General features: G+C 71.1%; 12 protein-coding genes and 1 pseudogene. 7 read left to right on the top strand and 6 right to left on the bottom strand.

What is annotated here, in order from left to right; translation table 11 throughout:
• Window positions 1-122 precede the first annotated feature (122 nt).
• The 7 genes and pseudogenes from ACYBSK_RS01690 (at window position 123) to ACYBSK_RS01660 (ending at window position 5,809) form a co-directional block, all read left to right on the top strand.
• The gene (locus ACYBSK_RS01690) at window positions 123-1,277 is read left to right on the top strand and encodes an ABC transporter ATP-binding protein (protein WP_460244934.1); all 1,155 of its coding nucleotides are present in this window, start codon (window positions 123-125) and stop codon (window positions 1,275-1,277) included.
• A 386-nt stretch (window positions 1,278-1,663) separates the two neighbouring features.
• Window positions 1,664-2,632, top strand: a pseudogene (locus tag ACYBSK_RS01685) (phosphatidylglycerol lysyltransferase domain-containing protein); the annotation flags it as partial.
• A gap of 32 nt (window positions 2,633-2,664) precedes the next feature.
• Window positions 2,665-3,528 (top strand): dihydropteroate synthase, encoded by an 864-nt coding sequence (gene folP, locus ACYBSK_RS01680; protein WP_460244933.1) that lies wholly within the window; start codon window positions 2,665-2,667, stop codon window positions 3,526-3,528.
• Window positions 3,525-4,046 (top strand): nuclear transport factor 2 family protein, encoded by a 522-nt coding sequence (locus ACYBSK_RS01675; RefSeq protein ID WP_460244932.1) that lies wholly within the window; start codon window positions 3,525-3,527, stop codon window positions 4,044-4,046. Before folP ends, ACYBSK_RS01675 begins: the two co-directional genes overlap by 4 nt.
• A gap of 236 nt (window positions 4,047-4,282) precedes the next feature.
• Entirely contained in the window at window positions 4,283-4,642 is a 360-nt protein-coding gene (folB, locus tag ACYBSK_RS01670) for a dihydroneopterin aldolase (RefSeq protein ID WP_457475022.1), read from the top strand.
• On the top strand, window positions 4,639-5,238 hold the full coding sequence (gene folK, locus ACYBSK_RS01665; RefSeq protein ID WP_457475021.1) for a 2-amino-4-hydroxy-6-hydroxymethyldihydropteridine diphosphokinase: 600 nt from the start codon (window positions 4,639-4,641) through the stop codon (window positions 5,236-5,238). Before folB ends, folK begins: the two co-directional genes overlap by 4 nt.
• Before the next feature lie 88 nt (window positions 5,239-5,326).
• Window positions 5,327-5,809, top strand: a complete 483-nt coding sequence (locus ACYBSK_RS01660) for a DUF3180 domain-containing protein (protein WP_457475020.1) — start codon at window positions 5,327-5,329, stop codon at window positions 5,807-5,809.
• Window positions 5,810-5,846: 37 nt separating this feature from the next.
• Here the strand turns inward: ACYBSK_RS01660 and folE are convergent, their stop codons facing one another.
• The 6 genes from folE to dacB all read right to left on the bottom strand — a co-directional run bounded on the left by folE (window position 5,847) and on the right by dacB (window position 13,381).
• Complete coding sequence (gene folE, locus ACYBSK_RS01655; protein WP_457475019.1) at window positions 5,847-6,452, bottom strand: GTP cyclohydrolase I FolE; 606 nt, start codon at window positions 6,450-6,452, stop codon at window positions 5,847-5,849.
• A gap of 120 nt (window positions 6,453-6,572) precedes the next feature.
• The gene (gene ftsH, locus ACYBSK_RS01650) at window positions 6,573-8,588 is read right to left on the bottom strand and encodes an ATP-dependent zinc metalloprotease FtsH (protein ID WP_457481626.1); all 2,016 of its coding nucleotides are present in this window, start codon (window positions 8,586-8,588) and stop codon (window positions 6,573-6,575) included.
• Between the two features lie 235 nt (window positions 8,589-8,823).
• Window positions 8,824-9,384, bottom strand: coding sequence for a hypoxanthine phosphoribosyltransferase (hpt, locus tag ACYBSK_RS01645; protein WP_266718689.1), 561 nt, complete (start codon window positions 9,382-9,384; stop codon window positions 8,824-8,826).
• A gap of 43 nt (window positions 9,385-9,427) precedes the next feature.
• Window positions 9,428-10,426, bottom strand: coding sequence for a tRNA lysidine(34) synthetase TilS (gene tilS / locus ACYBSK_RS01640; protein ID WP_457475018.1), 999 nt, complete (start codon window positions 10,424-10,426; stop codon window positions 9,428-9,430).
• Between the two features lie 229 nt (window positions 10,427-10,655).
• A complete protein-coding gene (locus tag ACYBSK_RS01635) occupies window positions 10,656-11,804 on the bottom strand; it encodes a zinc-dependent metalloprotease (RefSeq protein WP_457475017.1) in 1,149 nt (382 codons plus the stop codon).
• A gap of 77 nt (window positions 11,805-11,881) precedes the next feature.
• A complete protein-coding gene (gene dacB, locus ACYBSK_RS01630) occupies window positions 11,882-13,381 on the bottom strand; it encodes a D-alanyl-D-alanine carboxypeptidase/D-alanyl-D-alanine endopeptidase (RefSeq protein ID WP_460244931.1) in 1,500 nt (499 codons plus the stop codon).
• Window positions 13,382-13,428 lie beyond the last annotated feature (47 nt).

The raw sequence follows: 13,428 nt of genomic DNA, 5'->3' as shown, positions 1-13,428 counted from the left end.
ACGACCCTAGCCGTGACCACTGACAACGGCCGAGCCCCGGGAGCCGATGCAACACGGCCTTCACATGACTGCCTCGCCGGGGCATCCCCAACCGGGGCCCCGGCCCGGCAGAATGGGGTCCCATGATCCGGTTCGAGCACGTCAGCAAGCGGTACGCGGACGGCACCGCCGCCGTCGACGACCTGTCCTTCGAAGTGAACGAGGGCGAACTGGTCACGCTCGTCGGCCCCTCGGGCTGCGGCAAGACCACGACGATGAAGATGGTGAACCGGCTCATCGAACCCACCGCGGGCCGGATACTCCTCGACGGCGACGACATATCCGGGGTCGACCCGGTCCAGCTGCGCCGCCGCATCGGCTACGTCATCCAGCAGGTCGGCCTGTTCCCGCACAAGACGATCCTCGACAACACCGCGACCGTGCCGCACCTGCTCGGCGTCAAGCGCGCCAAGGCCCGTGAGCGCGCCGCCGAGTTGCTCGACCTCGTCGGACTCGACCCGAAGGTGTTCGGCGGGCGCTACCCCGAGCAGCTCTCCGGCGGTCAGCGCCAACGCGTCGGTGTGGCACGCGCGTTGGCGGCCGATCCGCCCGTGCTGCTGATGGACGAGCCGTTCGGCGCGGTCGACCCGGTGGTCCGCGAGCACCTCCAGACCGAGTTCCTGCGGTTGCAGCAGACCCTCGGCAAGACCGTCCTGTTCGTCACGCACGACATCGAGGAGGCCGTCCGCCTCGGCGACCGTATCGCCGTCTACGGCGAGGGGCGCATCGAGCAGTACGACACCCCGTCGGCGGTCCTCGGCACGCCCGCCACCGACTACGTCGCCGATTTCGTGGGCGCCGACCGCGGCCTCAAGCGCCTCTCCGTGACGCCCATCGAGGAGGGCGACCTGGAGCAGCCGCCCGTGGTGCACCTCGACGACCCGCTGCCCAAGGAGCTCGACGCCCGCTGGGCCGTCGTCCTGGACCACGACAACAACCTGCACGGCTGGATCTCCGCCGAGCACGCGCGCGTGGGCACCGGCTCCGTACGCGAGCACGCGCGCCGCATGGAGGCCTGGCTGCCCGTCGGCGCCCCGCTCAAGCAGGCGTTCGCGACGATGCTCCAGCACGACGCGGGCTGGATCGCGGTCATCGACGAGCGCGCGGAGGGCCGCTTCCTCGGCGTGCTGACCCCGGCCCGGCTGCACGAGGCGCTGCGCCGCTCCACCGCCGCCGACGCGCGGGACATCCCGCGCGCGGAGGTCGACCTGGAGACGGTGGAGCAACTGCTCAAGTAGCCAAGGGCCGAACCGGTCGGGCAGTTGTGCCCCTCGGCCGAGCAGTCGTGCCCGCGAATGTCCGTCGCGAATGAACCGGGCGCCCTCTCTCCCCGTCCTAAAGGACGCACGTCGCGGATGCCCCATTCGGCACCGTATTCGCGTTTCCCGAAGAACGACCGGAAGGGGCACCGAGCCGTATGAGCCGGACGACGCGCGGGCCCCGCGGAGATCACGGGCCCCTTCGAGCACGCGGGGCCCGCGGGGCCTCCAGGCCGCGCCGCGCACACGGCCTCGACCACGGCGACGAGCGCGGCCGCGCGCGCAGGCACGTCCAGGGCTTCGCCCTCGCCCACGGCCTCGGCCGCACCCAGGGGCTCCGCCCCGCGCAGGGCCCCGGCTCAGCGCTGCGGCCCGGCCCCCACCCCGATGCCTTACTGCCCCTGATCGCCGGCGCCTGCCTGCTGGCCGGCGGCGCGGACCTCGCGGCCGGCGTCCTGCCCCGGTTCCAGCGCACGCGCGCGGGCACCGTCACCGAGGCCCTGCCGGGCCCCCTCGGCCCGTACGCGGCGGCCCTCCTGCTCAGTTGCGGCGTGCTGCTCGTCATGCTCGCGCACATGCTGCGGCGCCGTGAGCGCCGCGCCTGGTGGGCGGTGGTGGTGCTGCTGCCGCTCGGCGCCGCCGGACAGCTCGCGTACCGGCCCTCCTTCGTGGGCCTCCTCGGCGCCGCCCTGTCCGCGCTGCCGCTGTGGTTCCTGATACGGGACAGAGAGCGGTTCGACGCGCCGCCCGACCCGCGCGGGCGCTGGCGGGCCCTGGCCAACTTCGTTCTCATGGGCGCCGGTTCGCTGCTGATCGGCCTCGCCGTCGTCAGCGCGCACCCGGAGCGGGTCGCCGACGCCCCGAGCCTGGTGGACCGCCTGGAGCACGTCCTGTGCGGCCTGCTGGGCATGGCGGGGCCCCTGAAGTACGCGGGCCGCACGGCGGACACGGTCGCCCTCTCGCTCGGCGCGCTCGGCCTGCTCACCGCGCTCACCACGCTCTACATCGCGTTCCGCCCCGAGGGCCCGGCCGCCCCTGGCAAGGGCGTCGTGTTCTCGCCCAGCGGCAAGGCCGCCGTCCACTACCGGGTGGTGGCCGGCGTGATGCTCGCCAAGGGCGACCCCGAGGGCGACGTGGAGGCGTGGCCGGGAGCCATGGAGCGCTTCATGGACGAGGCGCGGACCCACTCCTGGACACCCGCCGTCGTGGACTGCTCCGAGACGGGCTGCGCCATCTGGACCCGCGAGACCGGCCTCACCGCACGGGCCCGCCGCCCCGAAGCGGGCGCCGACGCCCGTACCGATTCCGGCGAAGGCCGCCAAACCCGCGAAATCCCGCCGCCGCCGAAGGGCCTAGGCTTGAGGCCATGAGCACGTCGCAGGTCCGCCGGGGCCACGTAGCCAACCTCCCCGTTTGGGACCGCTGCGCGGTCATGGGGGTCGTCAATGTGACCCCCGATTCGTTCTCGGACGGCGGCCGCTGGTTCGACACGACCGCCGCGATCAAGCACGGCCTCGACCTGGTCGCCCAGGGCGCCGACCTCGTCGACGTCGGCGGCGAGTCCACCCGCCCCGGCGCCACCCGCGTCGACGAGGACGAGGAGCTGCGGCGGGTCATCCCCGTCGTCCGCGGTCTCGCCTCCGAAGGCGTGACCATCTCCGTCGACACCATGCGCGCCTCCGTCGCCGAGCAGTCGCTCGCGGCCGGCGCCGCCCTGGTCAACGACGTGAGCGGCGGCCTCGCCGACCCGGCGATGGTCCCGGTCGTCGCCGCGGCCGGAGCCCCCTTCGTCGTCATGCACTGGCGGGGCCTGCTGGAGGGCACCAACGTCCCCGGCACGTACCAGGACGTCGTCTCCGAGGTCGTGGACGAGCTCCACGCGCGCGTGGAGGCCGCGATCGAGGGCGGCATCGCCCCCGACCGCATCGTTCTCGACCCGGGCCTCGGCTTCTCCAAGAACGCCGAGCACGACCTGTCGCTGCTCGCCCACCTCGACCGGCTGCACGCGCTCGGCCACCCGGTCCTCGTCGCCGCCTCCCGCAAGCGCTTCCTCGGCCACGTGCTCGCGGGCGAGCAGGGCGCCCCGCCGCCCGCGCGGGAGCGCGACGCCGCCACCGCCGCCGTCTCCGCGCTCGCCGCCCAGGCGGGCGCCTGGGCGGTGCGCGTCCACGAGGTACGGGCCACCGCCGACGCCGTCCGCGTGGCACGCGCGGTCGAGGGAGCCCAGTGACCGAGGCCGACGTCCACGCCGTCGACACCGCCAACCGCGCCTACTACGAAGCCGTCGAGCGCGGCGCCTTCGAGGAACTCACCTCGCTGTGGCTCGCCCCCGAGGACGTCGAGTACGCCGAGGACACCGACCCGGACGACGCGGAGGACACCTCCGTCAGCTGTGTGCACCCCGGCTGGCCGGTGCTCACGGGCCGCGGCGAGGTGCTCCGCAGCTACGCGCTGATCATGGCGAACACGGAGTACATCCAGTTCTTCCTGACCGACGTGCAGATCAGCGTCGTCGCCGACACCGCCCTGGTGACGTGCACGGAGAACATCCTCAGCGGCGGCCCCGCCCCCGACGACGGCGACGAGCTCGGCCCGCTCGTCGGCCAGCGCGTCGTCGCCACCAACGTGTTCCGGCGCACCCGCGACGGCTGGAAGATCTGGTCGCACCACGCCTCCCCCGTGCTCGCGGAATCGGATGACGAATCCGACGAGATGGGCAACGCCGAGGACGGCGGCTCACCCGCCTGAGTGGGTAAGCGCCCCGAGAGGGCACGAAATCCGGCCGTGAGGTTCGGCCGTCGACCGCCTGGGTATGGGCGGCTACCAGCCGAGAGCGCATGGTGGGGCTGGTGTGGCGGGTGGGATCAGTCATAGCCCCCGCGGACCGGTGCTGTCAGTGCCCGAAGGTAGATTCGATCGAGGCCGGGACATCGACCGCACATCGATGGCACCGGCCGTCACCAACGACTGCAGGAGTGATTCGCGTGGATCGTGTCGCGCTGCGCGGCCTCAAGGCCCGCGGGCACCACGGCGTCTTCCCCAAGGAGCGCGAGGAAGGCCAGACCTTCATCGTGGACCTGGTGCTCGGCCTGGACACCCGAGCGGCGGCGGCCGACGACGACCTGACGAAGACCGTGCACTACGGCGTCGTGGCGGAGGAGGTCGTGGCCGTCGTCTCCGGCGACCCCGTGGACCTCATCGAGACCCTCGCCGAGCGCATCGCCCAGACATGTCTGAAGCACGAAGGCGTCCAGGAGGTCGAGGTCTGCGTCCACAAGCCGGACGCGCCGATCACCGTGCCCTTCGACGACGTGACCGTCACGATCTCCCGGAGCCGAGTATGAACAAAACTCCGTTCGACCCGACCGTCCAGCCGGTGCCGACCTCCGTGATGGAACAGGTCGACGCCGCCGACACCACCCTCTCCAACCCCAAGCGCGCCGTGATCTCCCTCGGCTCGAACCTGGGCAACCGCCTGGAGACCCTCCAGGGCGCCGTGGACGCGCTGGAGGACACCCCCGGAGTCCGCGTCAAGGCCGTCTCCCCGGTCTACGAGACGGAGCCCTGGGGTGTCGATCCGGACAGCCAGCCCTCGTACTTCAACGCGGTCGTCGTCCTGAAGACGACGCTCCCGCCCGCCTCTCTCCTGGAGCGCGCCCACGCGGTCGAGGAGGCCTTCGACCGCGTACGGGACGAGCGCTGGGGCGCCCGCACCATCGACGTCGACATCGTGGCGTACGCCGACGTGGTCTCCGACGACCCGCACCTCACGCTGCCGCACCCGCGGGCCCACGAGCGGGCGTTCGTGCTCGTCCCGTGGCACGACGTGGACCCGGAGGCCCAGCTCCCGGGACGCGGCGGCATCGCCCAGCTCCTCGACACCGTGACCCGCGAGGGCGTCGCGGCACGCGCCGACCTGGAACTCCGGCTCCCCGAGTAGTCGTTAGGGTCTACCGAGCACGTAAAACGGCCCCGGACACCGAACAGGCGAGCGGCGGGGCCATGACGACGAGGGGCGACCAACCGGCATGAAGCAACTGCGCATCAGGACGCTGGTCGGCCTCTTCGTCGTCGCCGGAGTGCTGTCCTGGGCGGGCGCCCGCCTGTGGAACTCGCTGGGGACCCTGCCGAGCGTCCCCCTGGCCGCCCCCATCGTGCTCGCTCTGATCGCCGTCGTGCTCCTCGCGACGGCCCTGTCGCTGCGCTCCCGGCTGCGCGCCCAGCGGGAGCGCCGCCCGGAGGCCAAGGGCGTCGACCCGATGATGGCCGCGCGGGCGGTCGTCTTCGGCCAGGCCAGCGCGCTGGTCGCGGCGCTGGTCGCCGGCATGTACGGCGGCACCGGCGTCTTCCTGCTCGAACTCCTGGACATGCCGGCCCGCCGCGACCAGGCCATCTACGCCGGCTTCTCCGTCCTCACCGGCGCCGCCGTGGTGGCGGCCGCCATCTTCCTGGAGCGCACCTGCAAGCTCCCGGACGACGAGGACCCGGAGGAGACGGCAACCGCCGCCTGAGCCTCCGGGCCCTCGAACGTCAGCGAATCGGCGCGCCTCAGCGCCCGATGATCAGGCTCATCGCCTCGCTGCGCGTCGCCGGGTCCCGCAGCTGACCGCGCACGGCCGACGTGATCGTCTTCGCTCCGGGCTTGCGGACCCCGCGCATCGTCATGCACATGTGCTCGCACTCCACGACGACGATGACGCCGCGCGGCTCCAGGATCTCCATCAGGGAGTCGGCGATCTGCGTCGTGAGACGTTCCTGCACCTGCGGGCGGCGGGAGAACACGTCGACGAGCCGGGCCAGCTTCGACAGCCCCGTGATCTTGCCGTCGGAGGACGGGATGTAGCCGACGTGGGCGACGCCCACGAACGGCACCAGGTGGTGTTCGCACGAGCTCTGGACCTCGATGTCCTTCACCAGGACCATCTCGTCGTGCCCCAGGTCGAACGTCGTCGTCAGGACGTCCTCGGGCTTCTGCCACAGACCCGCGAATATCTCCTTGTACGCGCGCGCGACCCGGCCCGGAGTCTCGCGGAGGCCCTCCCGGTCCGGGTCCTCGCCGACGGCGATGAGCAGCTCGCGCACGGCGTTCTCGGCCCGCTTCTCGTCGAACTCGCCGATCGAGCCCTCGCCGTCCAGCGTCACCGGGTCGGTCATCAGGTGCCTCTTTCTCTACGTACATGCCCGCGCGGCAGCGCAAAGGCCGCGTCCCCCACACCGTAAAGCGTGGGGGACGCGGCCTGCATTCCGGGTCTGGCCTGCCCAGTGAGGGGCGGGTCAGCTCTCGGGGCGCTCTTCCTTCACCGTGTCCACCGGGGTGGTGGTCTCGATGGCGGGCGTCGCTCCGTTCGCCCCGTTCGTCAGCGAGAGCTCCTTGGGGGAGAGCACCGGCGGACGGGTCGAGGGGGTGCGGCGGGCGGAGCCGGTCCACGCGGGGCGGGCCGGGCGCTTCACGATCGGAGCGAAGATCTCGGCGATCTGCTCCTTGTTCAGCGTCTCCTTCTCGAGCAGCGCGAGGACCAGGTTGTCGAGGACGTCGCGGTTCTCGACGAGGATCTCCCAGGCCTCGTTGTGCGCCGTCTCGATGAGCTTCTTGACCTCTTCGTCGACGAGCGCGGCGACCTCTTCCGAGTAGTCGCGCTGGTGACCCATCTCGCGGCCCAGGAAGGGCTCCGAGTTGTCGCCGCCGAACTTGATCGCGCCGAGCCGCTCGGTCATGCCGTACTGCGTGACCATCGCGCGGGCCGTACCGGTGGCCTTCTCGATGTCGTTCGCGGCACCCGTCGTCGGGTCGTGGAAGACGAGCTCCTCGGCCGCGCGCCCGCCCAGCATGTAGGCGAGCTGGTCGAGCATCTCGTTGCGCGTGGTCGAGTACTTGTCCTCGTCGGGCAGGACCATCGTGTAACCGAGGGCCCGGCCGCGGGAGAGGATCGTGATCTTGTGGACCGGGTCGGAGTTCGGCGAGGCCGCCGCGACCAGGGCGTGACCGCCCTCGTGGTACGCGGTGATCTTCTTTTCCTTGTCCGACATGATCCGGGTCCGCTTCTGCGGGCCCGCGACCACACGGTCGATCGCCTCGTCGAGCATCTGGTTGTCGATCAGCTTCCGGTCCGAGCGGGCCGTGAGAAGCGCGGCCTCGTTCAGCACGTTGGACAGATCGGCACCGGTGAAGCCCGGCGTACGGCGGGCGACGGCCGACAGGTCGACGTCCGGGGCGACCGGCTTGCCCTTCTGGTGAACCTTGAGGATCTCCAGACGGCCCTGCATGTCCGGACGGTCGACCGCGATCTGCCGGTCGAAACGGCCGGGACGCAGCAGCGCCGGGTCGAGGATGTCCGGCCGGTTCGTGGCGGCGATCAGGATGACGCCGCCCTTCACGTCGAAGCCGTCCATCTCGACGAGCAGCTGGTTGAGCGTCTGCTCGCGCTCGTCGTGACCGCCGCCGAGGCCGGCGCCGCGGTGGCGGCCGACCGCGTCGATCTCGTCGACGAAGACGATCGCCGGGGCGTTCGCCTTGGCCTGCTCGAAGAGGTCACGGACACGGGAGGCACCGACACCGACGAACATCTCGACGAAGTCGGAACCGGAGATCGAGTAGAAGGGCACGCCCGCCTCGCCCGCGACGGCGCGCGCGAGCAGGGTCTTGCCCGTACCGGGCGGGCCGTACAGCAGCACGCCCTTGGGAATCTTGGCGCCGACGGCCTGGAACTTGGCGGGCTCCTGGAGGAATTCCTTGATCTCGTGGAGTTCCTCGACAGCCTCGTCCGAGCCCGCCACGTCGGCGAACGTCGTCTTGGGGGTGTCCTTGGTGATGAGCTTGGCCTTGGACTTCCCGAAGTTCATGACTCGGGAGCCGCCGCCCTGCATCTGGTTCATCAGGAACAGGAACACGACGACGATGAGGACGAAGGGCAGCAGCGACAGCAGGATGCCCACGAAGGGGTTCTGCTTCGACGGGGAAACGGTGTACCCGTCGGGGATCTGCTTGTCCTCGAACTTGGCCTGCAAGTCCTTGGCCACCTCGACGCCCTGCTGGTCGATGTAGCTGGCCTGGATCTTGCTCGAGCCGTCGACCTTCTGGCCGTCCTTCAGCTCGACCTTGATGACGTCTTCATCGCCGGTGGTCAGCTTGGCCGACTGCACCTTGTTGTCGTTGATGGCCTGAATGACCTGGCCGGTGTCCACCGTCTTGTAGCCGCCGGACGAACCGACGACCTGCATCAACACGACCACGGCAAGGACGGCCAGCACGATCCACATGACCGGCCCACGGAAGTATCGCTTCACGTCCATCCATACGGAGCGGTGCCGCCCCGTCCCTCCTGCCATAGTGAGTTTGATAAGGCTGTTTGGAGCTTTTGGTGCTGTTTTTGGTGCTGTTGCAGCTGTTTGAAGAACTGTTCTTCGGACGGTACCCCAGCATTGTCACCCGAAGCCGCAGGGGACGGCCCAGAAACTGCCCTTCGCATGCTCCAACGGCGGGAAGCCCTTCAGGGTTCCCGCCCCCGCGAGCAGGTCTGACGCCGGCTCAGCCGCCGTAGACGTGCGGAGCCAGCGTTCCCACGAACGGGAGGTTCCGGTACTTCTCCGCGTAGTCCAGGCCGTACCCGACCACGAACTCGTTCGGGATGTCGAAGCCGACCCACTTCACGTCGATGTCGACCTTGGCGGCCTCCGGCTTGCGCAGCAGCGTGCACACCTCAAGAGAGGCGGGCTCGCGCGAGCCGAGGTTGGTGAGCAGCCAGGACAGCGTCAGACCGGAGTCGATGATGTCCTCGACGATCAGGACGTGCTTGTCCTTGATGTCGGTGTCCAGGTCCTTGAGGATCCGGACGACACCGGAGGACTGGGTGCCCGAGCCGTACGAGGACACGGCCATCCAGTCCATGGTGAGCGGGGTGGACAGGGCGCGAGCCAGGTCCGCCATGACCATCACGGCGCCCTTGAGGACTCCGACGATCAGCAGGTCCTTGCCCGCGTACTCAGCGTCGACCTTCGCGGCCAGCTCGGCCAGCTTCGCGTCGATCTCTTCCTTGGTGATGAGCACCGACTGAAGGTCGGTGCCCATGTCTTTCGCGTCCACCCGCATCACTTTCGGTCGTCCCACCGGCCGCCGCGACGTGACCGTCGAGTCAGCCTTGCCGGATGACCAGTCTGCCACCCTGCCGCTGAGCCACGACTTTGCCCGGCAGATTGATCTCTCCCTGGCCCCGCCAGCCCGTGATCAGGCGGTCCACTTCCTCGATGTGCCGGGCGAACAGGGCGCCGGCCGGGGCGCCCGCCTCGATGGCGCTCCTGCGCAGGATCCGGCGGCGCACGGCGGGCGGCAGGGCGTAGAGCTTGGCGCATTCGAGGAGTCCGGCCGTGTCCCGCACGGATTCGGCGGCCTCGCGGGCCCAGGTGTCCAGCGCGTCGGCGTCGTCGCGGGACAGCTGGGCCGTTCGGGCGAGGGCCTCGACGACGCCCTTGCCGAGCGCCTTCTCCAGGGCGGGCAGGCCCTCGTGGCGGAGCCTGGACCTGGTGTACGCCGGATCGGTGTTGTGGGGGTCGTCCCAGACGGGCAGGTGCTGGACGAGGCAGGCCTTGCGGGCGGTCTGCCGGTCGAGCGCGAGGAAGGGGCGCCGGTAGCGGCCGCCGGTCCCGGAGACCGCGGCCATCCCGGACAGGGAGCGGATGCCGGAGCCGCGGGCGAGGCCGAGCAGGACGGTTTCGGCCTGGTCGTCCCGGGTGTGGCCGAGCAGGATCGCGGCGGCGCCGTGGCGCTCGGCGGCGGCGTCGAGGGCGGCGTAGCGGGCGTCGCGGGCGGCTGCCTCGGGCCCGCCGTCACGCCCGACGTCGACGGAGACGGACTCGACGGGGCCGAGGCCGAGGGCGGTCAGGCGCAGGACGACGTCCTCGGCGCGGGCGTCCGAGCCGGACTGGAGGCCGTGGTCGACGGTGACGGCACCGGCGCGGATGCCGAGTTTGGGTGCTTCGAAGGCGAGGGCGGAGGCGAGGGCCGTGGAATCGGCTCCGCCGGAGCAGGCGGCGAGCACGACGGGCTCGGCGTCCGCGGAGGCGTCATTGAGGATGTCGTGGAGGACGCGGCGGACCGCCAGGCGTATCGCCGCGACCGCAGGATGGGGACCCATGTCCGGTTCCCTTCATTCCGTTGTCTTGGGGGGTGGGCGCTACTGGACAGCGAATCGAACGGAACCAGCGATCGTCCGACTCGGCTCATTCGCTCAACGGTGACTCGGTGAGATCGGTCACGCAGAGTGTGTCGATGGTGACAGAGCCGAGCCGTTCCCCGAGCATTGCACGCCACCCCACGGCCTACGGTCCCTCGGATGGGTGATCCTGAGCAATTATGGGCGTGCCCTACGGGGCTTCGTGAGCGCCGTCCGACTTGTTGTGCACCCGCGCGACCCAGTCCGCCGGTTTGGCGATCTCCGACTTCGTCGGCAGCGTGTTGGGGGACGTCCACACGCGGTTGAAGCCGTCCATGCCGACCTCGTCGACGACGGCCCGGACGAACTTCTCGCCGTCGCGGTACTGGCGCAGCTTGGCGTCGAGGCCGAGCAGCTTGCGCAGCGCCAGGTCGAGCCGGGAGGCGCCCTTCTGCCTGCGCTGTTGGAACTTCTCGCGGATCTCCTCGACGGACGGCACGACGGCCGGTCCCACGCCGTCCATCACGTAGTCCGCGTGCCCTTCGAGGAGGGACATCACGGCGGTGAGGCGGCCGAGGATCTCGCGCTGGGCCGGGGTCTGCACGAGCTCGACGAGCGAGCGTCCGCCGTCGTCCTCCTCGCCCTCGGGGCGCCCGCCGGCGAGGGACTGGGCGGCTTCCCGCACGCGCTCCAGGAACGTCGAGGGGTCGACCTCGGTCTCCTCAAGGAATGACTGGATCTCGCCCTCGAGGTGGTCGCGCAGCCAGGGCACGGCCGTGAACTGGGTGCGGTGCGTCTCCTCGTGGAGGCAGACCCAGAGCCTGAAGTCGTGCGGTTCCACGTCGAGTTCGCGCTCGACGTGCACGATGTTCGGCGCGACGAGGAGGAGCCTGCCGCCGCCGTTCGGCGCGGCGGGCAGGTCGCGGGTGGCGGGGGCGAAGGTCTCGTACTGGCCGAGCACGCGCGAGGACAGGAACGACAGCAGCATGCCGAGCTCGACGCCGGTGACCTTGCCGCCGACCGCGCCGAGCACCGCGGGTCCCGCGCCGGAGCCGCGGCGCTCCTCCATCTTGTCGAGGAGGGGCTTGAGGACGGCGCGGAAGCCCGCGACGTTGGCCTTCACCCAGCCGGGCCGGTCGACCACGAGCACCGGGGTGTCGTGCTCGGCGTCGGTGGCCATCCGCGTGTACGCGCGGACGTGCTCCTCGGACGCCTTGGCGTGCCGCCGCAGCTCCGCGACGACGGCCCGCGCCTCGTCACGACTGACCTCTGGACCCGGCCGTACGAGACGGGTCGCGGTCGCCACCGCGAGGTTCCAGTCGACCATTCCCGAAGATGCAGCACCGCCGAGGCTCGTCATGCGTCAACGGTACGTGACCCCGCGCGTACCGGGAGAGGGGTCGGACCCCCACTTCGGCCCCGGCTGACCCTTAAGGGTCAGCGGCACCCGCAGTTCGCGACGGAGGACGCGAGGCGGTCGAGGCCGGACTGTGCGGCCCTGGGGTCGACGGCGCCCTCGGTCATGAAGGCGAAGACGAGGAGGCGGCCGTCGGCGTCGACGACCGTTCCGGCGAGCGTGTTGACCCCGGTGAGGGTGCCGGTCTTGGCGCGGACCAGGCCGGTGCCGGAGGCGTCGGCCTCGTCCGCGTAGCGGCTCGCGAGGGTGCCGGTGAAGCCGGCGACGGGCAGGCCGGTGAGGACGGAGCGCAGTTCGGGGCGGGAGGGGTCGGCGGCCTGGGCGAGCAGGCCCGTGAGGAGGCCGGCGGAGACCTTGTCGGCGCGGTCGAGGCCGCTGCCGTCGGCGAAGCGGGTGTCCTCGACGGGCAGGCGGAGCTTCTTGAGCTGCTTCTTGACGGCCTCGCCGCCGCCGTCGAAGTCGTGGCTCTCGTCCGTGGCGATCGCGGTCTGCCGGGCGAGGGCCTCGGCGATGTCGTTGTCGCTGTGCGTCAGCATCCGCTCGACGAGGGCGGACAGCGGCGGCGAGGACACCTTCGCGAGCTTCTCGGCCCGGCCGGAGGCCTTGCTGGGGCCGGGGTCGCCGCCCTTGGTGTCGATTCCGCGGTCGCGCAGCAGGTCGGCGAACTTCTTCGCCGCGGCGGCGGCCGGGTCGGCCTCACGGGGCGCGGGGCCGCTGGCGGAGTCGTCGGTGCGGGCCTCGTCGGCCATCAGGGGCGTGACCTCGGCCAGGTTCTCGTTGGGGCCGATGGGGTGGGTGGCGGACCCGGAGTACAGCGAGGTGTCGTACGTGAGGGTGACCTTGTCGATGTCCCGCTTCGCGAGGGCGTCGGCGGTCTTCTCGGCGAGAGTGCGCAGGCTGGCGGCACCGTAAGGATTCTTCTCACGGGCCGTCAGGGTGGGGTCGCCGCCGCCGACGAGGGTCAGCTCCTTGGTGTCCTTCTCCCACGCGGTGCGGGTGGCGATGCGGTGGTCGGGGCCCGCCGCCGACAGGGCCGCGACGGCCGTGGCCAGCTTCGTCGTGGACGCCGGGGTGAGGGCGTCACCCGCGGACTTTCCGTAGAGCCTCTTTCCGGTGACGGCGTCGACGACCGCGGCGGTGCGCCGGGCGCCGAGCGCGGGGCTCTTCAGGAGCGGGTCGAGCACGTCGGCCAGGGCGCTCTTCGTGGGGCCCGGGGCGGCGGCGCCGGGGGCGGCGAGCACCGCGGGGGCGCTCGGCGCGGCGGCGGGCGCCCTGCCGTGATCTGTGCCACCTCCGACCTCCGAGGAGGCGGCCCGGTCGGCCTCGGCCTTACGCTGGCCCGAAGCGTCCCAGGGACCGGCCGCGACCGCCACGACGGCCGCGAGGGCGAGACCCACCGCCGTCGCGCCCACCGTGACGTGCTTGGTCTTGGATCCGGCAACAGTCTTCGCCGCACTCTTCACGAGCTGCGAAGCCTTCGGCTCCGGCACCGTGGACCAGCCCCTTTCGCGATCACACATCTGCGTAGGGGACACTTAACCACCAGAAGTTTGTGTTGATCATGGAG

It is taken from the genome of Streptomyces sp. BYX5S (assembly GCF_054724165.1).
The sequence above is the reverse complement of the archived record's forward strand: the minus strand, read 5'-3'. Positions and strand labels throughout refer to the sequence as shown.

What these genes read in the sequence shown, in the direction of transcription:
- ACYBSK_RS01635 (WP_457475017.1), bottom strand. Translation starts at nt 11,804, where the DNA reads ATGACGAGCCTCGGCGGTGCTGCATCTTCGGGAATGGTCGACTGGAAC.
- ACYBSK_RS01660 (WP_457475020.1), top strand. Translation starts at nt 5,327, where the DNA reads ATGAAGCAACTGCGCATCAGGACGCTGGTCGGCCTCTTCGTCGTCGCC.
- tilS (WP_457475018.1), bottom strand. Translation starts at nt 10,426, where the DNA reads ATGGGTCCCCATCCTGCGGTCGCGGCGATACGCCTGGCGGTCCGCCGC.
- ftsH (WP_457481626.1), bottom strand. Translation starts at nt 8,588, where the DNA reads ATGGACGTGAAGCGATACTTCCGTGGGCCGGTCATGTGGATCGTGCTG.
- folK (WP_457475021.1), top strand. Translation starts at nt 4,639, where the DNA reads ATGAACAAAACTCCGTTCGACCCGACCGTCCAGCCGGTGCCGACCTCC.
- folE (WP_457475019.1), bottom strand. Translation starts at nt 6,452, where the DNA reads ATGACCGACCCGGTGACGCTGGACGGCGAGGGCTCGATCGGCGAGTTC.
- ACYBSK_RS01690 (WP_460244934.1), top strand. Translation starts at nt 123, where the DNA reads ATGATCCGGTTCGAGCACGTCAGCAAGCGGTACGCGGACGGCACCGCC.
- folP (WP_460244933.1), top strand. Translation starts at nt 2,665, where the DNA reads ATGAGCACGTCGCAGGTCCGCCGGGGCCACGTAGCCAACCTCCCCGTT.
- dacB (WP_460244931.1), bottom strand. Translation starts at nt 13,381, where the DNA reads ATGTGTGATCGCGAAAGGGGCTGGTCCACGGTGCCGGAGCCGAAGGCT.
- hpt (WP_266718689.1), bottom strand. Translation starts at nt 9,384, where the DNA reads ATGCGGGTGGACGCGAAAGACATGGGCACCGACCTTCAGTCGGTGCTC.